An 18,221-nucleotide genomic window follows, 5' to 3' on the forward strand; every position below is an offset into this window, starting at 1 on the left:
CAGGGCATTCAGGCGTGGATCATTTCAAGGAAGCGCTCGCGGGCGCGGCGCTCGTTGATGGCCTTGCGCGCGAGGTTCTGGACCTCGGCGCAGCGGGCCTCGAGGGAGCGCGCGGCGGCGCCCGCATCCGGGTAGGCCGGGTAGGTCACCGGCGAGACATCGAGCAGACGACTGAAGCGCGTGATGGTGCGCACGATCAGACCGTCGTCTTCTTCCCGCCACTCGTCGCCGTCGGGCGCGACGCGGAAGGCGAAGCTGGAACCGGTGATGTCGCCGCGCGACAGCGGCGCCAGCACCAGGTCACGCACGGACTGGGTGTCCGGCGGAGTGATCTCGTACCGCAGGCCCTCGGCATCGACAGACAGCTCGAGGGTCTTGGCGCGGGTGCGCCCCAGCACGAAGTTGGCGTCGTGGTTGAACAGGGCGCGGACGTCGTCGCCAAGCACGTCGTCGAAGGCGCCGGGGGCGATCTCTTCCTTGAACATGCCCATGATCATTTCGCTGCGCTTGTTGAAGACGGCGCCATGCCCGACGATCCGCGCGGGCTGGCCCTCCTCGCCTTCTTCGGCGCGCACTTCGGCGGCGAGCGCTCGCTTTTCGACTTCGCTCATGAGGTCGGCTCCTGGGAGTTGTCGGGTTGGCCGAGCTGGCTGGCCGGCTGGGCATTGACGCTGATCAGCATCTCGCTGAGGCCGTCGCGGGGATTCATGTCCTCGAGGACGCGGGCCTCGTTGCGGTCCATCCAGCCGTCGGTGATGGCGTAGTGATAGAACTCCGCGCGCTCCTTGGCGGTACCGCGCAGCAGGCCGGCGAGATTGAACTTCGCGTAGTAGCCGGCTCGCCGCTCGGCGCGGGTGAAGATCCGGCGGTTGATCTCCTGCTCCCAGTTCACGATCCAGGGCATCATCGTGTGTCGAACAAACTGGATGGCCTGCTCGCTGATGTTCGAGAAGGTGGCCTTGTCCAGGTCGTTGATCATGTGCGCCGGCACGTTGAAGATGCCGGCGATCTCGGAGCGGTTGAGCTTGCGGGTCTCGAGGAACTGGGCGTCTTCCGGCGGGATGGTGATCGACTTGTAGTCGAGCCCCACCGGCAGCATCAGCGTCTTGTTCTCCGACTGCTTGAGCTTGCCGACGGCATTGTTCCAGGTGGTCTTGAGTCGCTCCCAGCTTTCCTTGTTGAGCGACTCCTTCACGGACACCAGGCCGGTCGGCCGGCCACCGCCGGTGAAGAAGTCCTTGCCGTATCGCTGGGCGGCCAGGCCGAGGCCGATGGTCTCGGCGTGCTGACGAATCAGGCTCTTGCCGAGGCGCCCGTCGGAGCCCAGAGCGCGGACGTGGATCATGTCCTCGAGCTGCACCGCCCGGCTCTCCTCGTCGTCCGGGGTGACGGCGTAGAGGTAGCGGTTACCGTTGCGGACCAGCTGGGTTTCCCAGGGGCGCCGCGCGACCAGTTCGCGAAGCTCGCCGCGGTTGGAGCGCACCACCTGGGTGTAGCCGTTGCCCCATCCCAGCACGTGACCCTGCTTGGTCTCGCGCCACTTGTAGCTGGTCTGCCACTCGTTGGGCTCGTCGTGGAGCAGCCAGTAGGCGGGGTGATCCTTGGCGGCCTCAATGCTGTCGCCCTGCTTGCGCATCACGTGCAGCGGCAGCTGGGCGATGGAGGACGACAGCACGTAGATGCAGGCGTATACCGCCGACAGGGTCAGCGCGTTCTGGTTGTTCACGCTGATGCCGGGGGCGCCGTCGTCGATGTATTCGGCCAGGTTCTGGCCGGTCAGCGGCTCGTCGGGGTTCTCCAGGGATCGGCCCTCGGCTCCCGGCGAGAACAAGGAGTCGAGGATCATGCGGCATCCCCCTTGGCGGCGGCGCGCTTGGCGGCCCGGGCGCCGGCTAGCGCCAGCAACAGCAGCAGCCCGCCCGAGGTGATCAAAGCGTCCGCCAGACCGAAGCGCAGATAGAGGCCATAGGTCATCGCCCCGAAGCCGGCCAGGCCCAGGGTGTCGAACAGGAAGTGGCGCATCACATCACCAGGACGTCGTCATCGGAAAGGGTGTCGAGCACGCTGTCGCCCTGTTGGGCCGCGGCCATGGCGCGACCGATGCCCATGATCAGGGCCACCGCGCCGTCGATCTTGTTGTGGTCGCCCTGCTTGATGGGGCGTACCACGTCGTCATTGCCCGGCAGGTGCTTGCCCACCACGTTGCCCACGCACCAGGTCATGATCGGGTTGCCGTCGTGATGGAAGCGCCCGGAGACGATGGCCGCCTCCAGCTCCTTCATCGGGTCCGACATGTTGGTGTAGTTCTGCACCGTAGTGATCGGCGTCAACCCCTCGTCGTCCAGCTGGTGGGAGAGGTTGGCGGCGCCGTGCGGGTCGATGGGCGACTCGCTGGCCGGGGTCTCGAGGTTGGCCTCTTTGGCACATTCGAGGATCTCGCGGTAATCCACCTCGCTGCCTTCGGTGGGGTCGAGAATCTTGGCCTCGATCCAGCCCTGGTAGAGCTCGCCGAGGCGGCGATCGTCGTTGTCGAAGGCGGTGTCCTCCGGCACCCAGAACCGGGGGCAGATGCTGTAGTAGTGGACCTTGCCGTCGATGACCCGGGTGAAGAGCCGGGCCATGGAGTTCATGTCGAGTTTCCGCGCCAGGTCGAAAGCCAGCACGCAGTCCTCGCCGCGGAACTGCTCGATGGAGAGCGACGGGTCCTCGCAGACCCGCCAGGCCTCCATGTTGAAGTAGCCTTCCTTGGAGGTGACCCAGACGTTGAGGTGCTTGACCTTGAACTGGTTGGCGTAGCGGGCCCGGGCCACTGCCCTCGCCTGCTGGCTACGCAGGTAGTCCAGCTTCACCGACACGCCGATGTTCGGGTTCGCCTTGTAGAGCGCAGCCTCGCTGGTCCAGTCGTCGCCCTTGTCGATCGTGTAGATGATCCCGAAGAGCTCGTCGTCGCGGGTCACGCCGTCGAGCATCTCTGCGAGGCGCTCGCGCATCTCGTGGCAGGGTCCGGAGACGTCGTAACCGGCGGTGGTGATCACCCACATCAGCGGCTGTGTCCGGGCGCCCATGCCGGTGATCATGGTGTCGTAGAGGCGCGAGTCAGGGTGCTCGTGGTACTCGTCGACGATGGCGAAAGAGGGGCTCGAACCGTCGCCAGGGTCACCTATCACCGGCTCGAAGACACTGCCGTCGGTTCGCTCAAGCTTCTTAGCCCAGGCCACCACACCGAACTTCTTGCGCAGGTTGGGCAGCTTCTTGGCCATCTTCATGGCCGGGCGGAACACCTCCCACGCCTGCTTTTCGCTGGTCGCCCCGCAGTAGACCTCGGCGCCGTATTCATTGTCGGCGCAGAAGGCGTAAAGCCCGGCGCCGGCGGCGATGATCGACTTGCCGTTCTTGCGCGGCACCTCGATGTAGACCTCGCGGAACCGGCGGGCCTTGTCCTTCTTGCGGACCCAGCCGAACGCCACTGCGAACATGAACTGCTGCCAGGGCTCAAGCTCGATCCGCTTGGAGCCCCGGGCCCATTCGCCCTTCGTGTGGGGCAGCAGTTGGATGAACTTGCAGACCCGTTCAGCGATGTCTCGGTCGAAGCGATAGGGGTAGCTTTTGGCCTTGGCGGCCTTCAGGTCGTCTAGGTGCCGCGCGCAGGCGGCTTTCACATAACTGCAGGCGACAATCCGGCCGCCCACCACATCGCGCGCATACCTCTGCGCCGCGTTCACATTCGGGTAGGCGGCCATGGATCAGAACTCGTCGAATTCGTTGCCCTCGTTATTCTCGTCGCCGTTATTACCGCCGCCGAGCATGCGGATCCGAGTCAGCGGATCCAGACCCAGGAGCGAGCCAGTCCGAGTGAGCTGGGCGATGCAGTCGTTGCGCACCGCGACATAGGGGCTCTTCTTGATGCTCCCGTCGGCGGTGGGCACCGTCATGCCCTGGGCGGCGATCTCCTGCTCGGCCTGGAGCATGTAGGCAAAGCTGTTGCAGTAGGCGATCAGCAGCGGAGCATCCTCGAGCTCGAAGGTCCCGCGCTCGATCAGGATCTTGGACTGGGTCTTCCAGATACGGACGGCCGTCTCGTCGACCAGGTCATCCGGCGGTGCGATGCGGGTCAGCGAGCTCTTGTGCTGATGTTGCGTCTTCCGCTTTCGGCCTCCGCCAGAGGCCCGAACCGGTGCGGCGTTGGTCATCGGGCCCTCCAGAAAAACTTTCGTTATTTCTCATGCATAAAAAAACGACTGCACGGGCGGTGTCCGGTGGCGAGAGCTGTAGGGATTTGACCACCCCCTCCCCCTCAGGTGGCCCGCTCCCGGGCCCGTCGCGCCTCGTCCTGCGTCTTGGCCTTGTGGCAGGGGCTGCATATCGCCTCGAGGTTATGCGCCGCTGTGGGGCCGCCTTCGGCCTCTGGCACGATGTGGTCGACGTCGGCAGCCGGCGTCGCTTGGCCCTTGCGCAGGCAAGGCATGCAGAGGTGCCGGTCTCGCGTCATCACCTGGTCGCGCAGACGACGCCATGGCCGACCGCCACGCCCGCGCCCTGCCCGACCGTGCGACCAGGGCTTGGCGTGATCGGCATGCTCCTCGCAGTAGCCGTGACGCTCACGGGTCAGGTTGCGGCACAGGCGGACGCGGCATGGACTAGCAGGACGACGCGGCATACTTCCTCCTACTCGACCTCTTCACCAACCTCGTCGTGGCCCAGGATCAGGGCCACACCCAGCCGGTCGGCGTTGAAGCGGATACGCTGGGCCTCGTAGTCGGCGAGGAGCTGCAGCAAGTCGCGGTTATGGGTGACCACCCTGGTCGGGGCTGGCCTCGGCTCGATCATGAACCCCGGCACTGCCGGGCATGTCATCACCGGCATCGGTGCCGGCGGCGAGGTCGCGCACCCACTGGCGAACCCCAGCGGGCACAGGAGAATCAGCCCAATCGCGCGTCGCATCGTCATCGTCCTCCAGCTGCCGGGCCGCGGCGCGGTGATCCGCGATCGTTCGTTCGGACTGTTCAAGACGGGCCTCCCGCTGCCCCATCGCCTCGACCAGGTCGCCGTATTGCTGCGAGCGCATGGCCAGCGACGCCCGGGCTACCGCCGCCGCGTCCTGGGCGCGGTCACGTTCAATAACCAGGGCATCGCGGTCGCCGGTGACGTCAGCCAGTCGCCAGGTCAAACCAGCTATCACTACCATCGCCGCCGTCATCAGCCACGGCAGCGCCCGTGTCAGCAGTCCCGTCATCGTTGACCCCCTCGAGGCATAGATCCCGCTCGGCGGCCCGGCGGCGCGCCAGGCCACGCAGACGCTGCCCACCGGCATAGATCCACCGCGGCAGCTCGTTACAGGCGCCGACGATGTCACCGGCGTTGAGCTTCTCCAGCAGCGTGGAGCGGCGCAGCGCGCCGGCGCCGAGATTGAACGTGAACGACACCAGGGCCGCCCGGGTAGCGGGGGCGATCTCCACCTTGACGCTGCGATCGACGGCGTCCAGCGCGACGCCCAGGTCAGACTCAAGTAGCTCCCGACATTCGGCAGGCGTTTTGTGCTGCCCCGGGCCCGCCGTTGCGGTGTGACCGGTGCACACCGTCCACACCCCCACCGCGTCGCGATAGCTGCCCAGCTCGGTACCCTCGAATTGCGGCACGATAATCGCGGCCAGAGCCATGGCCCCCGCCCCACCGGCGACCGCCCGGGTTAGTCGCTTACGAAGCGTCATCGCGCCCCCTCGCCCGGCGGCGCTGATCGAGGTATTTCCAGACATCAAACGTCAGCCGGCACGCCACCAGGGCGATGCCTCCAACGCTAATAAGGTCGGCCGCCACCAGCTGGACGCCGCCGGTTTGGAACAGCGGATATTGCAGGACCGACACCACACCGCTCGGCTCCGGGGTAATAGAAACCGCCGAGGCATGCGCCTTAGAGACAAGACTGGTGGCGGTCACTGTTGGGCCGCCGCCGTAGGCGATCCAACGGCCGGTATCGATAGGCATGGGCAAACCTGCAAATCGGGAACAAAAAAGCTCGCACAAGGCGAGCAAGGAGACATAGGGAGCCGCCCACGGGAGTACGTGCTTGAGGGGACGACAAGCACTGGGCGGCACAAACAGAAGCGCCCCGGCGGGAAAGCCCGCCAGGGCGCAGTAATCGACAATGGCTATATAGTAGCTATCCAGTTACCAAAGCGCAAGGTGTTGTGTATTCCCTGTGAATTCTGTGGATAACATTGTCCAGCATTCGCCCTCGAGCCTGGGTCGCCGCCTTGCGCATGACGCCTGCCGACAGGAACCGGCAGCCACCACCCGGAGCGAAGCCGAGACGCTGTAGCGCCCACACCTGCCGTGACGGATGCACCAGCTGCTGGCTGGTCAGCTCCCGGCGCTCGTCGCGGGGCGCCATGGCCCTGGCCACCATCCGGGTGCACATCAGCACCGCCGCCGCCTGGTGCTCGGTGAGGCCACCCACCAAGGAATGGGCCACCTGCGCCAGCTCACTCTCGTAGCGATACCGGGTCGCCGCCTCGGCCATGTGATCGATGGCGCCGGTCGTCTCCCCTCGCCCCTCTCCGATCCCCGCCACCGGAGACACGGGCGCGAAGCCCTGGTTGGCATGGCGATGGCCCAGCCGCCACTCCGCCTCGATCTCCATCAACTCGGCTACCATGGCCCGAGCCGCCTCGAGGCTTCTCGACGCCTTCGGCCCCAGTGTTCGAATCACCGTCTCCAGCTGGCGGACTGACATACGCGACAGGTCCCCACCGACCAGTTGGCTGGTTCGCATCACTTCCTCCAGTTCGTCCCTGCTTCGATCCGCTGCACAGCGCCAGCCACCCGAGTCGGGGACAGGGCCATATACTCCCGCAGCACCTCCCGCGCCTCCTCGATGCCCTGCGCCAGCACCGCGCCATATCCCCGAGCATCCGCCAGCGCCAGCCAGTCGATCTGCGAGGCGGCAACGGCGGCATGGTTCGGCGGGGTCGCCTTGAACTCGAGGTAGAGCCCATGCATGCCGCCGCGCGCCTCCATCACGACCAAATCTGACACGCCTGCCTTCACGCCCTGGCGCTTCAGATCGGCGCCGGTCTTCTTGCTGCGCTGGCCACCGTTGGGTACGTGATAGGTCACCGGATAGGCCTGGCCCACTTCGGTACCGCGCTGCCACTCCCCGTAGAGCCACAGGATCAGCGCTTTCTGTTCGTTGCCCTCGTGGTCGACGCGGGGAGCGGCCGGCCGCCCTGCCCCGTTGCTGCCCAGTGCCGGCGCGTTGAGCGACCTCTCCCGCCAGGTGCGCTTGCAGCGGACCGGGCGCGCCTTGCTCCCAATGGTCATAGGCACCGCTCCTGTTGCTGTGGCTGGGCTTTATCCCCCATGGCGGATATTTCGCGATTATCCCCTACAGGGGATACGGCCCGGCGCTGCTGCCGCTCCCAGCGCTGGTAGTCAGCGACGATCCGGTCGAGCATTGCCCGCGCCTCGTCGTCGTGGTCGATCTCAGCGCGGCTACCCACGCCACAGGCTCGGCGGACAGCGTCGGCGGCATCCTGCTCGGTATGGGTACCGTCCGGCAGGTCGGTGACGCTCAGGCCATGCCGACGCCGCTGCGTGTGGTCGAGGTAGAGACGGAAGCGTGCGTTCTGGCACAGGATCGCTGCACGCCGCGCCTGCTGGCCGCCCTTGGCCGGGATGCGACCAGCACGGAAGGCATTCACGCTCGGGCATTCCGGCGCATGGTGTTGTCCCGACTGGCTGCCACATCCGCCACACGGCTCGCCGGTCTCGTGCTTGATCATCGTCATTCGGGGCTATCCTCCTCTGTCAGCGCCAGCACCTGGCGTGCCGGCCGGCCAGCGGTACCGACTACCTCGATCTCGCCCCGGTCCAGCAGCTCGTGGCAGCGCGGGCACACGGTCTGCAGGCCGAGACCAGTACGCTCGACCAGGTCATGCCGTGTGCTGGGCCCGTGCTGCCTCAGCGCCTCGAGCACGAGCTTGTGCTGCTGGTTGGCACGCCCGGAACGGCGCACATCGTCATAGGCCTCGCGGGAAACCTCATTGCCTGACGGCTGCATCACTGCGCTCATGGTCATCCCCTCGCCAAGGCGGCCCGCAGAAACCGGAGCCCCTGGTCGGCGTTCATGCTTTGCGGCAGCCCGGCATCGGCCACGCGCTGTTGTGCCTCCTCGCGCCCCGCCCGCTCGGCCAATTCGGCACGGCCCCGCTTGGCGTCGTGCTCCAGGGACGCCCGGGGGCGCATGCTGTCGCCCCGCGCTACCCGCTCAACAACGCAGTCTCGATTGCCGCTGGCGTAGTAGTGCTGGAACTGCCGGCGGTGCTCGCCGAGCTGGTGGTAACTCGCGCTACGCAGGTTGTGCAGGTCGACGTGCTCGGCGGCGGCCGCCACGGCGTCATGAAGGAACGGCTTTCCGGCGAAGGCATGCTCCTGGACGTTGCGCCAAGCCTCCTCGGTGCTCGGCAGCCCCAACGGCTCCGGACGCAGGCGACAGCCCTTGGCGAACAGCATCGGGCTATCCGGTGGCCAGGCGGTACGCCCCTCGGCCACGGCAGTGGCGGCAGCCTCGTTCAGGGCAGCCAGCCCGCAGGTCACGTGGGCTTCGCTCAGGTGCTGCAGGGCCCGCAGCCACTCGCCGGTGACGTCGAGGCAAACCCACTGGCCCTCGACCTCCTCGCCCCAGCCGGCATCAGCGCAACGACGACGCCAGTGCACGCCATAGAGCTGGCCCAGGGCATCGAACAGCCAGTCGATGGTTTGCTCAGTGACCGGGGCCAGTGTCCCCGTCGTAGACCTCGCCCCCTGACGGGCCCGCTGCTTGCTCTCGGCGGCGTTGCTCAACGATGCGACGAGCTTCCGCGGCGCTGAGGTTGGCGAAGCGCTGACGCTGGCCAGCATGTCCTGTGCGGTTTCCATGAGGCTGTCCTCCCGTGGTGGCGCTCTTCGCAGCCTGAGCGCGGCGGTCATCGTTGCGGATCCAGTCGACGAACTTGGCGAGCCAGGCGGCCTGTCCGTGACGGCGGCCTGGGGCATCGGCGTGGTGAGCGGTGAACTTGGCAAGCTGGGCCGGGGTGTACTCGGTGTCGGCAGCCAGGCAAGCACGCTGGCAGGCCATGGCGAACGCCTCGGGCTCGGGCTGCCAGTCGAGTGTCATGGCGAAGCGGTGATCACTGGCCGGCGGCTGGCCATCGTCATCACGACCGGCAGCCTGGCCGAACACCTGGTGCTCGTTCGGATTGCCGCTCGCGCCGGAGAGAGAGTAGGGGTTGGTTAAGGACGTTTCGGGTGCAGCTCCTGCACCCCGTAGCGTCGTCATTTGCACCCCGTTGGCAGAATTCTGCACCCCGTTCTCTTCACGGGGTGCATCCTGTGCACCCCGCGAGTCCTTTCCACGGGGTGCAGCATTTGCACCCGGCTCGATGGGCATGTCCGGTTCCTGCTCGTCGCCGACCGGCTCGAGGTCCTCCAGCCCCACCCCCAGTGCCAGGTCATATACCGTGGGGCGACGGTCTGCCCGATCGATGATCGCCGCGGCAACCCGCTGGTTGCCCTTGCGGATCAGCCCTTCTTCCTGAAGCAGCTTGAGCTTGGCGATCACCGTGCGACGGCCCAAGCCGGTATAGCGGCGCAGCAGGTCGACGCTCGGGAAGGCATGGCGACCTTCGTGGTTGGCATGATTGGCCAGGCCGAAAAGCACCGCCCGGGCGCCAGGGTCGGTGACAGCCTGCTGGTGGAGGGCCCAGGAAGTAGCTTCAACCGACATGGCCACCTCCAGGCGAATAGAAGGTCTCGGTGCCCACTGATAAGCTGAGCTTGCCCACACCCCGCTGAAGGATCGGCATGAGACGGCTCAAGGAATGGTGGAAGCGCTGGAAAGCCAAGCACTGGGAGAAAGACATCGAGGTCATTGATGACTCACAGATCATTGGCTTCTTCCCGGTTGTACCTCCGCTCCGGGCGCGCTGGGAGGCCATTCGGCCCCACCTCAAGAGATGGACGCCTGATGTGGCCGTGGGCGTGTTAGCTGGCATCATCACTACCCTCATCCTTCGCCTGTTCGGCCTCTAGCCGATCTGCCATCCAGCGGAGCCAGCGAATTCGCTCCTCCGGCGACGTGTCTGACGAAAACATCGCGCATGGCAATGGCTCAGGCCTTACCGAGAATGACCGGGCTGGCTTGCGCCGCCGCCCCAAGCAGGCACCGAGCGCCAGCCCAGCGGCCAGGTAAAGAAGCTCTTCCATCACAGCGTTTCTCCCTCGAGCTGCGCCAGCTCGGCCTTGTACTCCTCTACCAGCTGCGCGTGGTGGCTCCAGTTCTCGACAACCCGCTCTCGGGCCTCGTCGTCTTCCTGCTCGGCTTCCACCAGCGCCAGCAGCGATGCCATGGCGTGATGGAACTGCGCCCGGGCGCGGGCCTCACCGGCCGGCCCCAGCTCGTGCAGCGCGTTCTCAACGGCAAGCCCGAGGCTGGCCACCTCGAGGATTAAGTCAGTGCGTGAGCTATTCCCGTAGCTCGGCAGCATCAATGCGGCAGTCATCTCGTCCCCCTGTCCTTTTCCTGTATGGCTATCCACCCCGGTCAGGCGGTCGTTGCCGGAGCCCGGCCGGGCGTAAGCTTTGGGGCATGGGAAGAAAGCAGCTCCGGCCACAGGACATGCCAATCATCCGGCCGAAGAGACTTGCGAGTTGCCGCACCGTAGGAAGCCACTTCGACACGCACTGCGATCTCTGGGGATGCTGGCTTGTGGCCATAGGCGATCTGCTTGAGATAGGCACGCGTGGTGCCAGTGGCGGAGACCTGCTTATCACTGGCGTTCCTCAGCCAGCAAAGCAGGCCTTCATGGCGGGTCTTCATGGGGCAGCTCCTTTGGTTGCTGCCCGAAAGGATTACCCATGGGTAATCATTTAGTCAATACCTGAGGGTAATTTACCTATGAGTAACAGTGCCCGAATATAGCCACATGAACATTGCCGACCTACGCCGTGACAACCTGCGGGCCTTGCTCAATGAGCGGTTCGAGGGGAAGAAAGCCGCCCTGGCTCATGCCATCGAGCGTGAGCCGAGCTATATATCCCGCTGCTTGAGCGACAAGGCCCACCGAAAGAAGATCGGCGAGGACTTCGCACGGCACATCGAGAAGGCGCTGGCCCTTCCCAATGGCTGGATGGATCGGGAAACCACGGAGGCAGTGCCTCAAGCGAGTGAGCGCCCAAATAGTGAGGGAGCGTCGGTCACCAATATTCGCGAAGCCCCGCAGCCGCTGCACTACCACCGCTATCCAGTGATCAGCCGGGTGCAGGCCGGCGCCTGGACGGAATGCGTCACGCCCTACGAGCCCGGTGCCGAGCCGCACGAGGAGTCCACCGACTACCGCGCCCAAGGCAAGGCCTTCTGGTTGGAGGTGCAAGGCGACTCCATGACCGCCCCGCCTGGCATGCGCCCCAGCGTCCCCGAAGGCACCTTGGTGCTGTTCGATACCGGCATCGAGGCTGCGCCTGGCAAGCTGGTGGCCGCCCTGCTGGCCGACAGCAACGAGGCCACCTTCAAGCAGCTGATCGAGGACAGTGGGCAGCGCTACCTGAAGGCACTCAACCCGGCCTACCCGCTGATCCCCATCAACGGTAACTGCCGGATCCTCGGCGTGGCCGTGGAGGCCAAGACGCGGCTATGAACTACACACCTGGCAGGAGATAGCGCGCGAGGGAGAGAGGCATGACGAAAGCCCCAACATGGATCGATGACTGTCATGCCTGGTGCCAACAGGTTAAGTACCTTGCGATCCAGCCGGAGCACCAGGAGTGGCGCGAGAAGCAACCCAACACCCTGTGGCTACGCGCCCAGGTGTTAAATTCCCGGCGCGAAACGATGCCAAACCTCTACTTCAAGGCCGAATACCGCCTGGGCATACGCACGGGGCGAGAGACGTACGACTTCCAGTTGATGTGGCGTGATCCGATACCCAAGGGCCAACATCGGCGAGTTTTGTGTGTCGAAATTGACGAGGTTTGGAAACGTACCCACGCTGAGCCAGACGGTACGGACATCTACGGCACCCACGTACAGCTCGGCGACAAACGCGCCGGCAGCTATTGTGTGCGAGAATGGCGCGTCCCGCCGGAGCGAGACCACTGGAGAGACTGGGCCCGCCGCTTTGGCAAGCTAGCCTGGCTCGGCCATACTTCTACCATCCTCCTTCCCCCCTTCGGAGACGACTTGTTCGGGTGAACCATGGAATGCACCGAGTTTTTCAAGGCATCAGGCTGGCGATGCACGCCCATCAAGGCGAGCAAGGGTACACCATGCCTGTACGTTTCCCTGCCGGTGACATTCGCGACGGGGCATCCCTGTGACATCTACGTCTTTGAGGAACCCGGTGGTCGTCTGCGCCTATCGGATGATGGCGACACCCTTAGCCACTTTCATCGCATTGGCTACGCCTTGGAAGACAAACGTCGTTGGAAGGGGTTAATCAGTCTGGCCAATGAATACGGCTTCGAACTCACCGAGCACGGCGAGCTGACAGCTGTGTTTCCTCGAGAGCGACTGGGAAGCCACGTCGACAGGCTGTTACAGCTTTACTCGGCGCTGATCGCCTGGGAGCGCGAGCACTATACCGAAGGCGACCAGGACTTCAGTTTAACGGAGGAAGTGGAACGGCTGCTGCACTTCTTGGAGCCAAGTCGAGAGGTCATCCGTTCGCCGACACTCAGTACCCCTTCAGGCGAAGTCAGATTCGATCTTCGCTGGGGCAGCACTTACGTGGATGCGTTGCGCCCCAATGCCCAAAGCATCAACAGCCGACTTCGCAAAGTGTTGATGCTCCAAAGTGACGAGGACACCCCGGACATGCTGTTCGTGATTGATGACCGTTCATCGCGGCTCAAGGCCGAAGCCGAGCGCGATGTTCTGGGGCGCATGACCCATGCTACCCTGCTGTCCGATCTTCAGCACCGGGCCGCCGGCACCCTCCCCTTGCACTGACCGGCGAGGCTTCGACACAGTCTCAATTCGCCCTACAGGCGGGTTTTCATGCGCGAACGAAAAGGCCCGCACCAACCGGCGCGGGCCTCTCTCGTTCCACCGGCTGGTTTACAGCTGGCCAAGCAGCTGCATGTCGCCGCGCAGCTCCTGCGGCACATCCTGCACCAGCACGATGTTTAGCGCCTGGCTGCCATCCTCGGCGGTGGCCACGCTCTCACCCAAGCTGGTGTTGATCTCGTTCGGACTCAGTGAATACATGGAACCGGTCAGCGGATCCACGATCAGCCAGCCGATCAGACCACCGAACACCAGGTTGCCCCCGATGTACCAGCCATTTGGTGAGCTGGAGATCGCCACCGTGCGGGACTGGTATCCATCCTTGCTGATGGTGACGCTGTAGTCCTTGCCGCCGAAGTAGCTGCCATCCGATTTGCGCAGGGTCACGGTAGTCGGGGTCTGACCCTCGAACACGTCCATGCTGCGCTCGTCGGTAATCACCACATCCGCCTGTGACGGCGTACTATTGATGGTGATCGCCTGTTCCTTGTCTCCCACAATGCTCGCGCAACCGCTGAGCGTCATCACGCTAGCCGCGGCAACCGCGACAGCCATCCCCTTGATTTTCATAAGTTCCCTTGCGTAGTAGGTATTATCTTCATTCCCGGGGTTCACCCGGGCGAAAGATGCTAACCCGACTCCACTTATCGCCTCAATAGACTTAGGTCATAGACATAGCCAATAGCCCGCCCATGGGGTGGGATTTTTGTGCCTGCTCACCAAAAAATTACCTACAGGTATTGACCTGATAATTACCCGTGGGTAATAGTTACCTCACCAGGTAACGACATGGATGAGGGGACATCTCATGGATCACGCACCACAGCACATCGAGTTCGCCGGCTTTCGCTGCCGCATCGGCGGCCGCGGGTCGAGCTGGCCCACCGCCAAGCAGGCCATGGTACTCGCCGGCCTCGCCGCCGGCATGACGCAGAAGGAAATCGCCCGGGAGCGCGGCATCAGCCCGGCCACCGTGAAGAGCACCGCCGAGGCCATCTACTACCGGCTGAACGCCACCCGCGCCGCTGACGCCATCGTGAAGGGCCTGCGGCGTACCTGGATTGCCCCGATCGTGATCCTGCTGATGTGCGCCGACCTCCATGGCCAGAGCCTGCGAGCCCGCATGCCGGTGCGCACGCGCCAGCAGACCACTGTCACCGCCCGCGCCGCCTCAGGTGGCCGCGGACCGGACCTGGGGGAGCTGATCGCATGAATATCCCGAGCCACCTTCGATTCCTGATGGCCGGCATCCAAGACCGCGCCACCGACCTCGCCCTGCAGGGGCATACAAGCGTGCGCTGCGAACTGGACGTCGGCCAGGGTTACGCGGTGTTCGAGCTGGTGACCCGTCCGGGGTGCTGCGCCACCACCAGCAAGGACACCACCCGCATCACCGCCAGCCTTCGGGAGGTCATGTTTCCCAGCGCCAGCGGCATGACGGTCGCCGAGGCCAGCAGTGAAGCCCGCGCCAACCTGGGCGCCATGCTCGATCACCTGAATGCCCTGATGGCCAACGAGGGAGCCACCCCATGCGCATGACACGCACAGACCGCAACACCGGCGGCATCGTTGGTGGGTTCGCCGCCCTGGTCATGGCCGCCGCCGGCATGCTCGCCATGGCAGCAGTCACCCGCATCGACACCCAGGTGGCCAGCGAGGCGCACCGCCAGTATTGCCAGGACGTCGCCCTGTGGCGTTCAGAGGTCGAGCGCGGTGTGCCGTTGAACCGCCGCGCTGGGCAGCCCGATTACCGCCAGATCGCCGACGAGCAGTGCCCTGCCCGCGTGCAACCCATGGATCACACCGCCCAGCGCCAGCTGGTGCAGTTCTGAGGAGAGCCATCATGCGACTGATCGACCAGCTGACAGCCCACCCGCTCCTCGATGAGCGCCCCATCAAGCACGTGCTCGAGCCGATGGGATTCGAGGTTCACGTCGAGAGCGTGGAGTCGCCCTGCCCGGATGACATGCCGGAGGAGCATCAGCGCTTCACCGAAGACCCGGACGCCTACCTGGAGGGACTGGACTTCGACGTGCCGGATGGGTTCACCGAGCTGGGCCGCTGGGAGACCGAGGAGGCAGAGATCGTGCTGCTGGCAGTGAAGCCAGCCACCGCGCTGGCCCTCGCCCTGATGACCCCGGTGGACGATGCGGAGGTGCTGGAATGAAGGAACGTCCGATCCTGTTCAACGACGAGATGGTCCGCGCCCTGCTCGACGGCCGGAAGACGCAGACGCGGCGGCTGGTGAAGCCGCAGCCGCCGGCCACGCATTCGTTCAAGGGCTACGTGATTGAGTCTTCCCGCCGGAAGGATGAGGGGAAGTTCAGCTGGGGCATCAAGGAGTCCGAGTACCACTTCCGAGACACGATGTACGTGGGTTGCCCCTACGGCCAGCCCGGCGACCGGCTGTGGGTGCGGGAGGCGTGGCAAGGGCCACTGGTCAGCGAAGACGAGATGATGGAACACCCAACCTGGGCCAAAGACCTTTCCACCTACGAGGACCCAGCGCACTGCTCCTATCGCGCCTCCGGCGACTCTTGCGAGTTTTTCGACGCCCATGAGGACGAGGTTGTCGCACGCTGGAGGCCCTCCATTCACATGCCGCGCTGGGCCTGCCGCATCCTGCTCGAAGTGACCGCCGTGCGCGTCGAGCGGCTGCAGGACATCAGCGAGACCGATGCTCTAGCCGAGGGCGTTGACGGCGAGGCGGAAGCTGCCGCCGCCCGCCTTCCATGGCACGACAATCCGCGCCGAGCCTTTCGATTCCTCTGGAAACGCATCAACGGCCCCGACAGCTGGGACGCCAACCCCTGGGTCTGGGTCGTCGAGTTCCGCCGCCTCGATGCGCAGGAGATAGCCGCATGACTCTCCGCCTCACCAAGCCACAGAAGCGCCTCATCACAGCCCTGCAGGCACGCAGCCAGCTCGTTCACCACTTGCATGGGGGGGGGGTGGCGCCTATTCGACGGCACGCCAGTTCACTACCGCACGATCGAAGCGCTCGCCGAGCAGGGTGTGCTGATCCCCGCCGCCACTGACCTATTCGATGACCAGCCGGCGGCCTACCAGCTGTCGCCTGAGCAACATTGAGGAAACCCAACATGATCAAGAACGCCATCGTCTTCAAGGCCGAACTTCCCAGCATCGACGCGGTGCGCCAGCACCTCCAGGAAATCGAGTGGCGGGAGCTGAATGACCTGGAGTACCGCCGCAGCTGTTTCGTAGCGAACGAAACCACCGGCGACCTGGTGACCGACTTCCCCGGAGGCTTCGCCCTGCGCCTGCGCACCGACGAGAAGATCGTCCCGCCGGCCGTCGTCCAGGCCGAGACGGACAAGCAGGTCGCCGAGATCGAGGAGCGCAACGGCGAGAAGCTGCCCAGGAAGTCCCGCACCGCCATCAAGGAAGAGGTTTTCCTCGCGCTCTGCGCCCAGGCGTTGACCAGCACCACCTACACCTGGGCGTTCTACCACGCCGCAGAACAGCTTCTGATCGTAGATACCGCAGGCAAGCCCAAGGCCGACCGCCTCGCCCAGACGCTGATCCAGCTGATCGGCAGCGTGAAGACCGAGACGATCCATGTCAGCGACATCAAGCACGGCGTCACCACTCGCCTGCGGCAGCTTATCAGTGGCGACGTTGAGGCACCGTTCGGGCGCCTGGGGATCGACGATCACGCCCAGCTCGTCCGGCGCTTCGACGAGGTCGAGAAGGTGACCTATGCCGGCACCGACGTGGCGAACAACCACGAACTGCTCGAGCAGCTGGAGGCAGGCTATCAGGTCGAGGATCTCGGCATGGTGCTCAGCCGCATGCACTTCCGCCTCACAAGCCAGTTCCGCCTCAAGTCCATCAACTTCAGCCCCATCGAAGACGACGAGTCAGAGGACGCCGATGACGCTGCCCACGCCTGGCGCATGACAGCTCTGGATGAAGTCGAGCAGATCACCGATGTGGTGAAAGAACTCTGCGACCTCCTCGGCTACCAGGAAGAGCAAGAGCAGGCCGCCTAACACTCTCCGGTCGCCCTGGTCGCACCAGGGCCTCGCCCCAGGCATCGCCGGCCAGTGCCACGGGGATCACGAGCAAAACGCCGGCAGCTGGTGACGGGTTCTCACCATTGCCCGAGCGCCAGCACCCCATCAGTTCCCTGCGCTTCCCGGCCTTCGGGCCGGGCTTTTTCAGGGCAGCGGTGAAGCAGTCGTCAAGGATTGCTTGACCACTGGCTTGGCAACACGAGGAGGTCGCAATGCGCACCTGGAAAGAATGGACCACGCGACAGCACGCCATCCTCGATCGGGATTATCCCGATGGCGTGCCGCTGGATGAGATAGCCCAGCACACCGGGCACAGCATCTATGCCGTGAAGACCCGAGCCGCCGAGCGCGGCCTGGTTCACCCCAACCGCAGCAGCCAGGCGTGCATCGCCCGCTTCGAGCGCCAGCACGGCAAGCCCCTCGCGCGGATAGCCCTCTGGTACCGCGAGCGGCGCCTGCCTCGTACCGCTCTCGCGCACGACATCGGCATCGAGATCAAGGCGCTGCGCACCGCTATGGGCGATGAGCTCTGGCAGTCGTGGCCGCGCATGACCATCGGCCGGATCGACGCCGCCAAGAAGCGGCGCAAGGCCTCCAATCGCCAGCACGAAAAAAGGAAGAGCGCATGATAGCTATCGATCTGTTCACCAGGCTCGACAGCCCGAGCCTGGTGCCAAGAGAAGAGTCCAGCGGCAGGCGAAGAGGTTGGGCTAAGGCTAATCGAGGACCTTGTCGATCGCGGCCCTCGCGTGGCGCTCCCCGATTTCTAGGGTTGCTTCGTAAGTTTCTGCTTCTTCATCTGCGATCATCTTGTGCCCGCACAGCGATCCTCTATTGTCGGCAATCCAATATTCAGCCACCGGAGTCGATCCGCCAGATGGGTGGACAACTTCAGAAACACGCACGCTGTAGTGGTACCCGCGCCACTCCCCGTAATTCGTCGACGTTTCTCTCATTTTTCAACACCTCCATCCCCGTCTGGAACCTCAAGTTAGTCCAGCCCATCCGCCCCAACCACCACTGATTGGCGGCCTCACTATGGAGTCACGGACGAAACGATGTGCTAGTTAAAGCCCCCTCGCTCATGCAGCAAATCTTCATCAAGCGTACTGAGGGTGGGCGTGTCGTACTCCTGACGAGCCTCCTCT

The 18,221-nt window shown here is 64.7% G+C and carries 29 protein-coding genes; 11 read left to right on the forward strand and 18 right to left on the reverse strand.

The annotated features are described in order from the left end of the window. Positions 1-8: 8 nt before the first annotated feature. The 15 genes from FHR96_RS15230 to FHR96_RS15300 form a co-directional block, all read right to left on the reverse strand. Complete coding sequence (locus FHR96_RS15230) at positions 9-611, reverse strand: HK97 family phage prohead protease (protein ID WP_183388561.1); 603 nt, start codon at positions 609-611, stop codon at positions 9-11. Further along, the gene (locus FHR96_RS15235) at positions 608-1,846 is read right to left on the reverse strand and encodes a phage portal protein (RefSeq protein WP_183388563.1); all 1,239 of its coding nucleotides are present in this window, start codon (positions 1,844-1,846) and stop codon (positions 608-610) included. The genes FHR96_RS15230 and FHR96_RS15235 overlap by 4 nt, the downstream gene beginning before the upstream one ends. Further along, a complete protein-coding gene (locus FHR96_RS15240) occupies positions 1,843-2,022 on the reverse strand; it encodes a hypothetical protein (protein WP_183388564.1) in 180 nt (59 codons plus the stop codon). Before FHR96_RS15240 ends, FHR96_RS15235 begins: the two co-directional genes overlap by 4 nt. Further along, on the reverse strand, positions 2,022-3,740 hold the full coding sequence (locus FHR96_RS15245) for a terminase large subunit (protein ID WP_183388566.1): 1,719 nt from the start codon (positions 3,738-3,740) through the stop codon (positions 2,022-2,024). Before FHR96_RS15245 ends, FHR96_RS15240 begins: the two co-directional genes overlap by 1 nt. A gap of 3 nt (positions 3,741-3,743) precedes the next feature. Next, complete coding sequence (locus FHR96_RS15250; RefSeq protein ID WP_183388567.1) at positions 3,744-4,190, reverse strand: phage terminase small subunit P27 family; 447 nt, start codon at positions 4,188-4,190, stop codon at positions 3,744-3,746. 104 nt (positions 4,191-4,294) lie between these two features. Further along, the gene (locus FHR96_RS15255) at positions 4,295-4,657 is read right to left on the reverse strand and encodes an HNH endonuclease (protein WP_183388568.1); all 363 of its coding nucleotides are present in this window, start codon (positions 4,655-4,657) and stop codon (positions 4,295-4,297) included. 126 nt (positions 4,658-4,783) lie between these two features. Next, a complete protein-coding gene (locus tag FHR96_RS15260) occupies positions 4,784-5,167 on the reverse strand; it encodes a hypothetical protein (protein WP_183388569.1) in 384 nt (127 codons plus the stop codon). Next, entirely contained in the window at positions 5,148-5,657 is a 510-nt protein-coding gene (locus tag FHR96_RS15265) for a lysozyme (protein ID WP_246392985.1), read from the reverse strand. Before FHR96_RS15265 ends, FHR96_RS15260 begins: the two co-directional genes overlap by 20 nt. A 37-nt stretch (positions 5,658-5,694) precedes the next feature. Continuing rightward, complete coding sequence (locus tag FHR96_RS15270) at positions 5,695-5,982, reverse strand: hypothetical protein (RefSeq protein ID WP_183388571.1); 288 nt, start codon at positions 5,980-5,982, stop codon at positions 5,695-5,697. A gap of 175 nt (positions 5,983-6,157) precedes the next feature. Continuing rightward, positions 6,158-6,769: a hypothetical protein gene (locus FHR96_RS15275; protein WP_183388573.1), complete on the reverse strand. Its 612-nt coding sequence runs from the start codon at positions 6,767-6,769 to the stop codon at positions 6,158-6,160. Then, positions 6,769-7,317, reverse strand: a complete 549-nt coding sequence (locus FHR96_RS15280; protein ID WP_183388574.1) for a VRR-NUC domain-containing protein — start codon at positions 7,315-7,317, stop codon at positions 6,769-6,771. Before FHR96_RS15280 ends, FHR96_RS15275 begins: the two co-directional genes overlap by 1 nt. Continuing rightward, the gene (locus tag FHR96_RS15285) at positions 7,314-7,784 is read right to left on the reverse strand and encodes a hypothetical protein (protein WP_246392986.1); all 471 of its coding nucleotides are present in this window, start codon (positions 7,782-7,784) and stop codon (positions 7,314-7,316) included. Before FHR96_RS15285 ends, FHR96_RS15280 begins: the two co-directional genes overlap by 4 nt. Further along, positions 7,781-8,068 (reverse strand): helix-turn-helix domain-containing protein, encoded by a 288-nt coding sequence (locus FHR96_RS15290; RefSeq protein ID WP_183388576.1) that lies wholly within the window; start codon positions 8,066-8,068, stop codon positions 7,781-7,783. Before FHR96_RS15290 ends, FHR96_RS15285 begins: the two co-directional genes overlap by 4 nt. 2 nt (positions 8,069-8,070) lie before the next feature. Beyond that, positions 8,071-8,838, reverse strand: coding sequence for a hypothetical protein (locus FHR96_RS15295; RefSeq protein ID WP_246392987.1), 768 nt, complete (start codon positions 8,836-8,838; stop codon positions 8,071-8,073). Continuing rightward, a complete protein-coding gene (locus FHR96_RS15300) occupies positions 8,759-9,760 on the reverse strand; it encodes a DnaT-like ssDNA-binding domain-containing protein (RefSeq protein WP_183388577.1) in 1,002 nt (333 codons plus the stop codon). Before FHR96_RS15300 ends, FHR96_RS15295 begins: the two co-directional genes overlap by 80 nt. A 77-nt stretch (positions 9,761-9,837) precedes the next feature. Here FHR96_RS15300 and FHR96_RS15305 point away from each other — a divergent pair, with 77 nt between their 5' ends. Next, positions 9,838-10,065, forward strand: coding sequence for a hypothetical protein (locus tag FHR96_RS15305; RefSeq protein ID WP_183388578.1), 228 nt, complete (start codon positions 9,838-9,840; stop codon positions 10,063-10,065). A gap of 173 nt (positions 10,066-10,238) precedes the next feature. Here the strand turns inward: FHR96_RS15305 and FHR96_RS15310 are convergent, their stop codons facing one another. Both FHR96_RS15310 and FHR96_RS15315 read right to left on the reverse strand, forming a co-directional pair. After that, on the reverse strand, positions 10,239-10,535 hold the full coding sequence (locus FHR96_RS15310) for a hypothetical protein (protein ID WP_183388580.1): 297 nt from the start codon (positions 10,533-10,535) through the stop codon (positions 10,239-10,241). Positions 10,536-10,576: 41 nt separating this feature from the next. After that, positions 10,577-10,852 (reverse strand): hypothetical protein, encoded by a 276-nt coding sequence (locus tag FHR96_RS15315; protein ID WP_183388581.1) that lies wholly within the window; start codon positions 10,850-10,852, stop codon positions 10,577-10,579. Positions 10,853-10,958: 106 nt separating this feature from the next. Between FHR96_RS15315 and FHR96_RS15320 the strand changes: the two genes are divergently transcribed. The 3 genes from FHR96_RS15320 to FHR96_RS15330 are packed head-to-tail and all read left to right on the forward strand — an operon-like array spanning position 10,959 to position 12,979. Next, positions 10,959-11,669, forward strand: coding sequence for a LexA family protein (locus FHR96_RS15320; protein ID WP_183388583.1), 711 nt, complete (start codon positions 10,959-10,961; stop codon positions 11,667-11,669). A 41-nt stretch (positions 11,670-11,710) separates the two neighbouring features. Next, complete coding sequence (locus tag FHR96_RS15325) at positions 11,711-12,223, forward strand: hypothetical protein (protein ID WP_183388584.1); 513 nt, start codon at positions 11,711-11,713, stop codon at positions 12,221-12,223. Positions 12,224-12,226: 3 nt separating this feature from the next. After that, positions 12,227-12,979 carry a DUF1828 domain-containing protein gene (locus FHR96_RS15330; RefSeq protein ID WP_183388585.1) on the forward strand — a complete coding sequence of 251 codons (753 nt, stop codon included), beginning with the start codon at positions 12,227-12,229 and terminating at the stop codon, positions 12,977-12,979. Positions 12,980-13,087: 108 nt separating this feature from the next. On the opposite strand, the gene FHR96_RS15335 is transcribed toward FHR96_RS15330, so the two are convergent. Then, the gene (locus tag FHR96_RS15335; RefSeq protein WP_183388587.1) at positions 13,088-13,606 is read right to left on the reverse strand and encodes a hypothetical protein; all 519 of its coding nucleotides are present in this window, start codon (positions 13,604-13,606) and stop codon (positions 13,088-13,090) included. A gap of 238 nt (positions 13,607-13,844) precedes the next feature. Here FHR96_RS15335 and FHR96_RS15340 point away from each other — a divergent pair, with 238 nt between their 5' ends. From FHR96_RS15340 to FHR96_RS15370, 7 genes are all read left to right on the forward strand, one after another. Beyond that, the gene (locus FHR96_RS15340) at positions 13,845-14,249 is read left to right on the forward strand and encodes a response regulator transcription factor (RefSeq protein ID WP_183388589.1); all 405 of its coding nucleotides are present in this window, start codon (positions 13,845-13,847) and stop codon (positions 14,247-14,249) included. Continuing rightward, the gene (locus FHR96_RS15345) at positions 14,246-14,575 is read left to right on the forward strand and encodes a hypothetical protein (protein ID WP_183388591.1); all 330 of its coding nucleotides are present in this window, start codon (positions 14,246-14,248) and stop codon (positions 14,573-14,575) included. Before FHR96_RS15340 ends, FHR96_RS15345 begins: the two co-directional genes overlap by 4 nt. Then, positions 14,572-14,868 (forward strand): hypothetical protein, encoded by a 297-nt coding sequence (locus tag FHR96_RS15350; protein WP_221195845.1) that lies wholly within the window; start codon positions 14,572-14,574, stop codon positions 14,866-14,868. Before FHR96_RS15345 ends, FHR96_RS15350 begins: the two co-directional genes overlap by 4 nt. An 11-nt stretch (positions 14,869-14,879) precedes the next feature. Next, positions 14,880-15,203: a hypothetical protein gene (locus FHR96_RS15355; RefSeq protein WP_183388593.1), complete on the forward strand. Its 324-nt coding sequence runs from the start codon at positions 14,880-14,882 to the stop codon at positions 15,201-15,203. Next, positions 15,200-15,901 carry an ASCH domain-containing protein gene (locus FHR96_RS15360; RefSeq protein ID WP_183388594.1) on the forward strand — a complete coding sequence of 234 codons (702 nt, stop codon included), beginning with the start codon at positions 15,200-15,202 and terminating at the stop codon, positions 15,899-15,901. Before FHR96_RS15355 ends, FHR96_RS15360 begins: the two co-directional genes overlap by 4 nt. Before the next feature lie 236 nt (positions 15,902-16,137). Continuing rightward, positions 16,138-17,049: a recombination-associated protein RdgC gene (gene rdgC / locus FHR96_RS15365; protein WP_183388596.1), complete on the forward strand. Its 912-nt coding sequence runs from the start codon at positions 16,138-16,140 to the stop codon at positions 17,047-17,049. 236 nt (positions 17,050-17,285) lie between these two features. After that, positions 17,286-17,702, forward strand: coding sequence for a hypothetical protein (locus tag FHR96_RS15370; RefSeq protein WP_183388598.1), 417 nt, complete (start codon positions 17,286-17,288; stop codon positions 17,700-17,702). Positions 17,703-18,221: the final 519 nt, after the last annotated feature.

This window comes from Halomonas organivorans, from assembly GCF_014192055.1.
Taxonomy (GTDB): domain Bacteria; phylum Pseudomonadota; class Gammaproteobacteria; order Pseudomonadales; family Halomonadaceae; genus Halomonas; species Halomonas organivorans.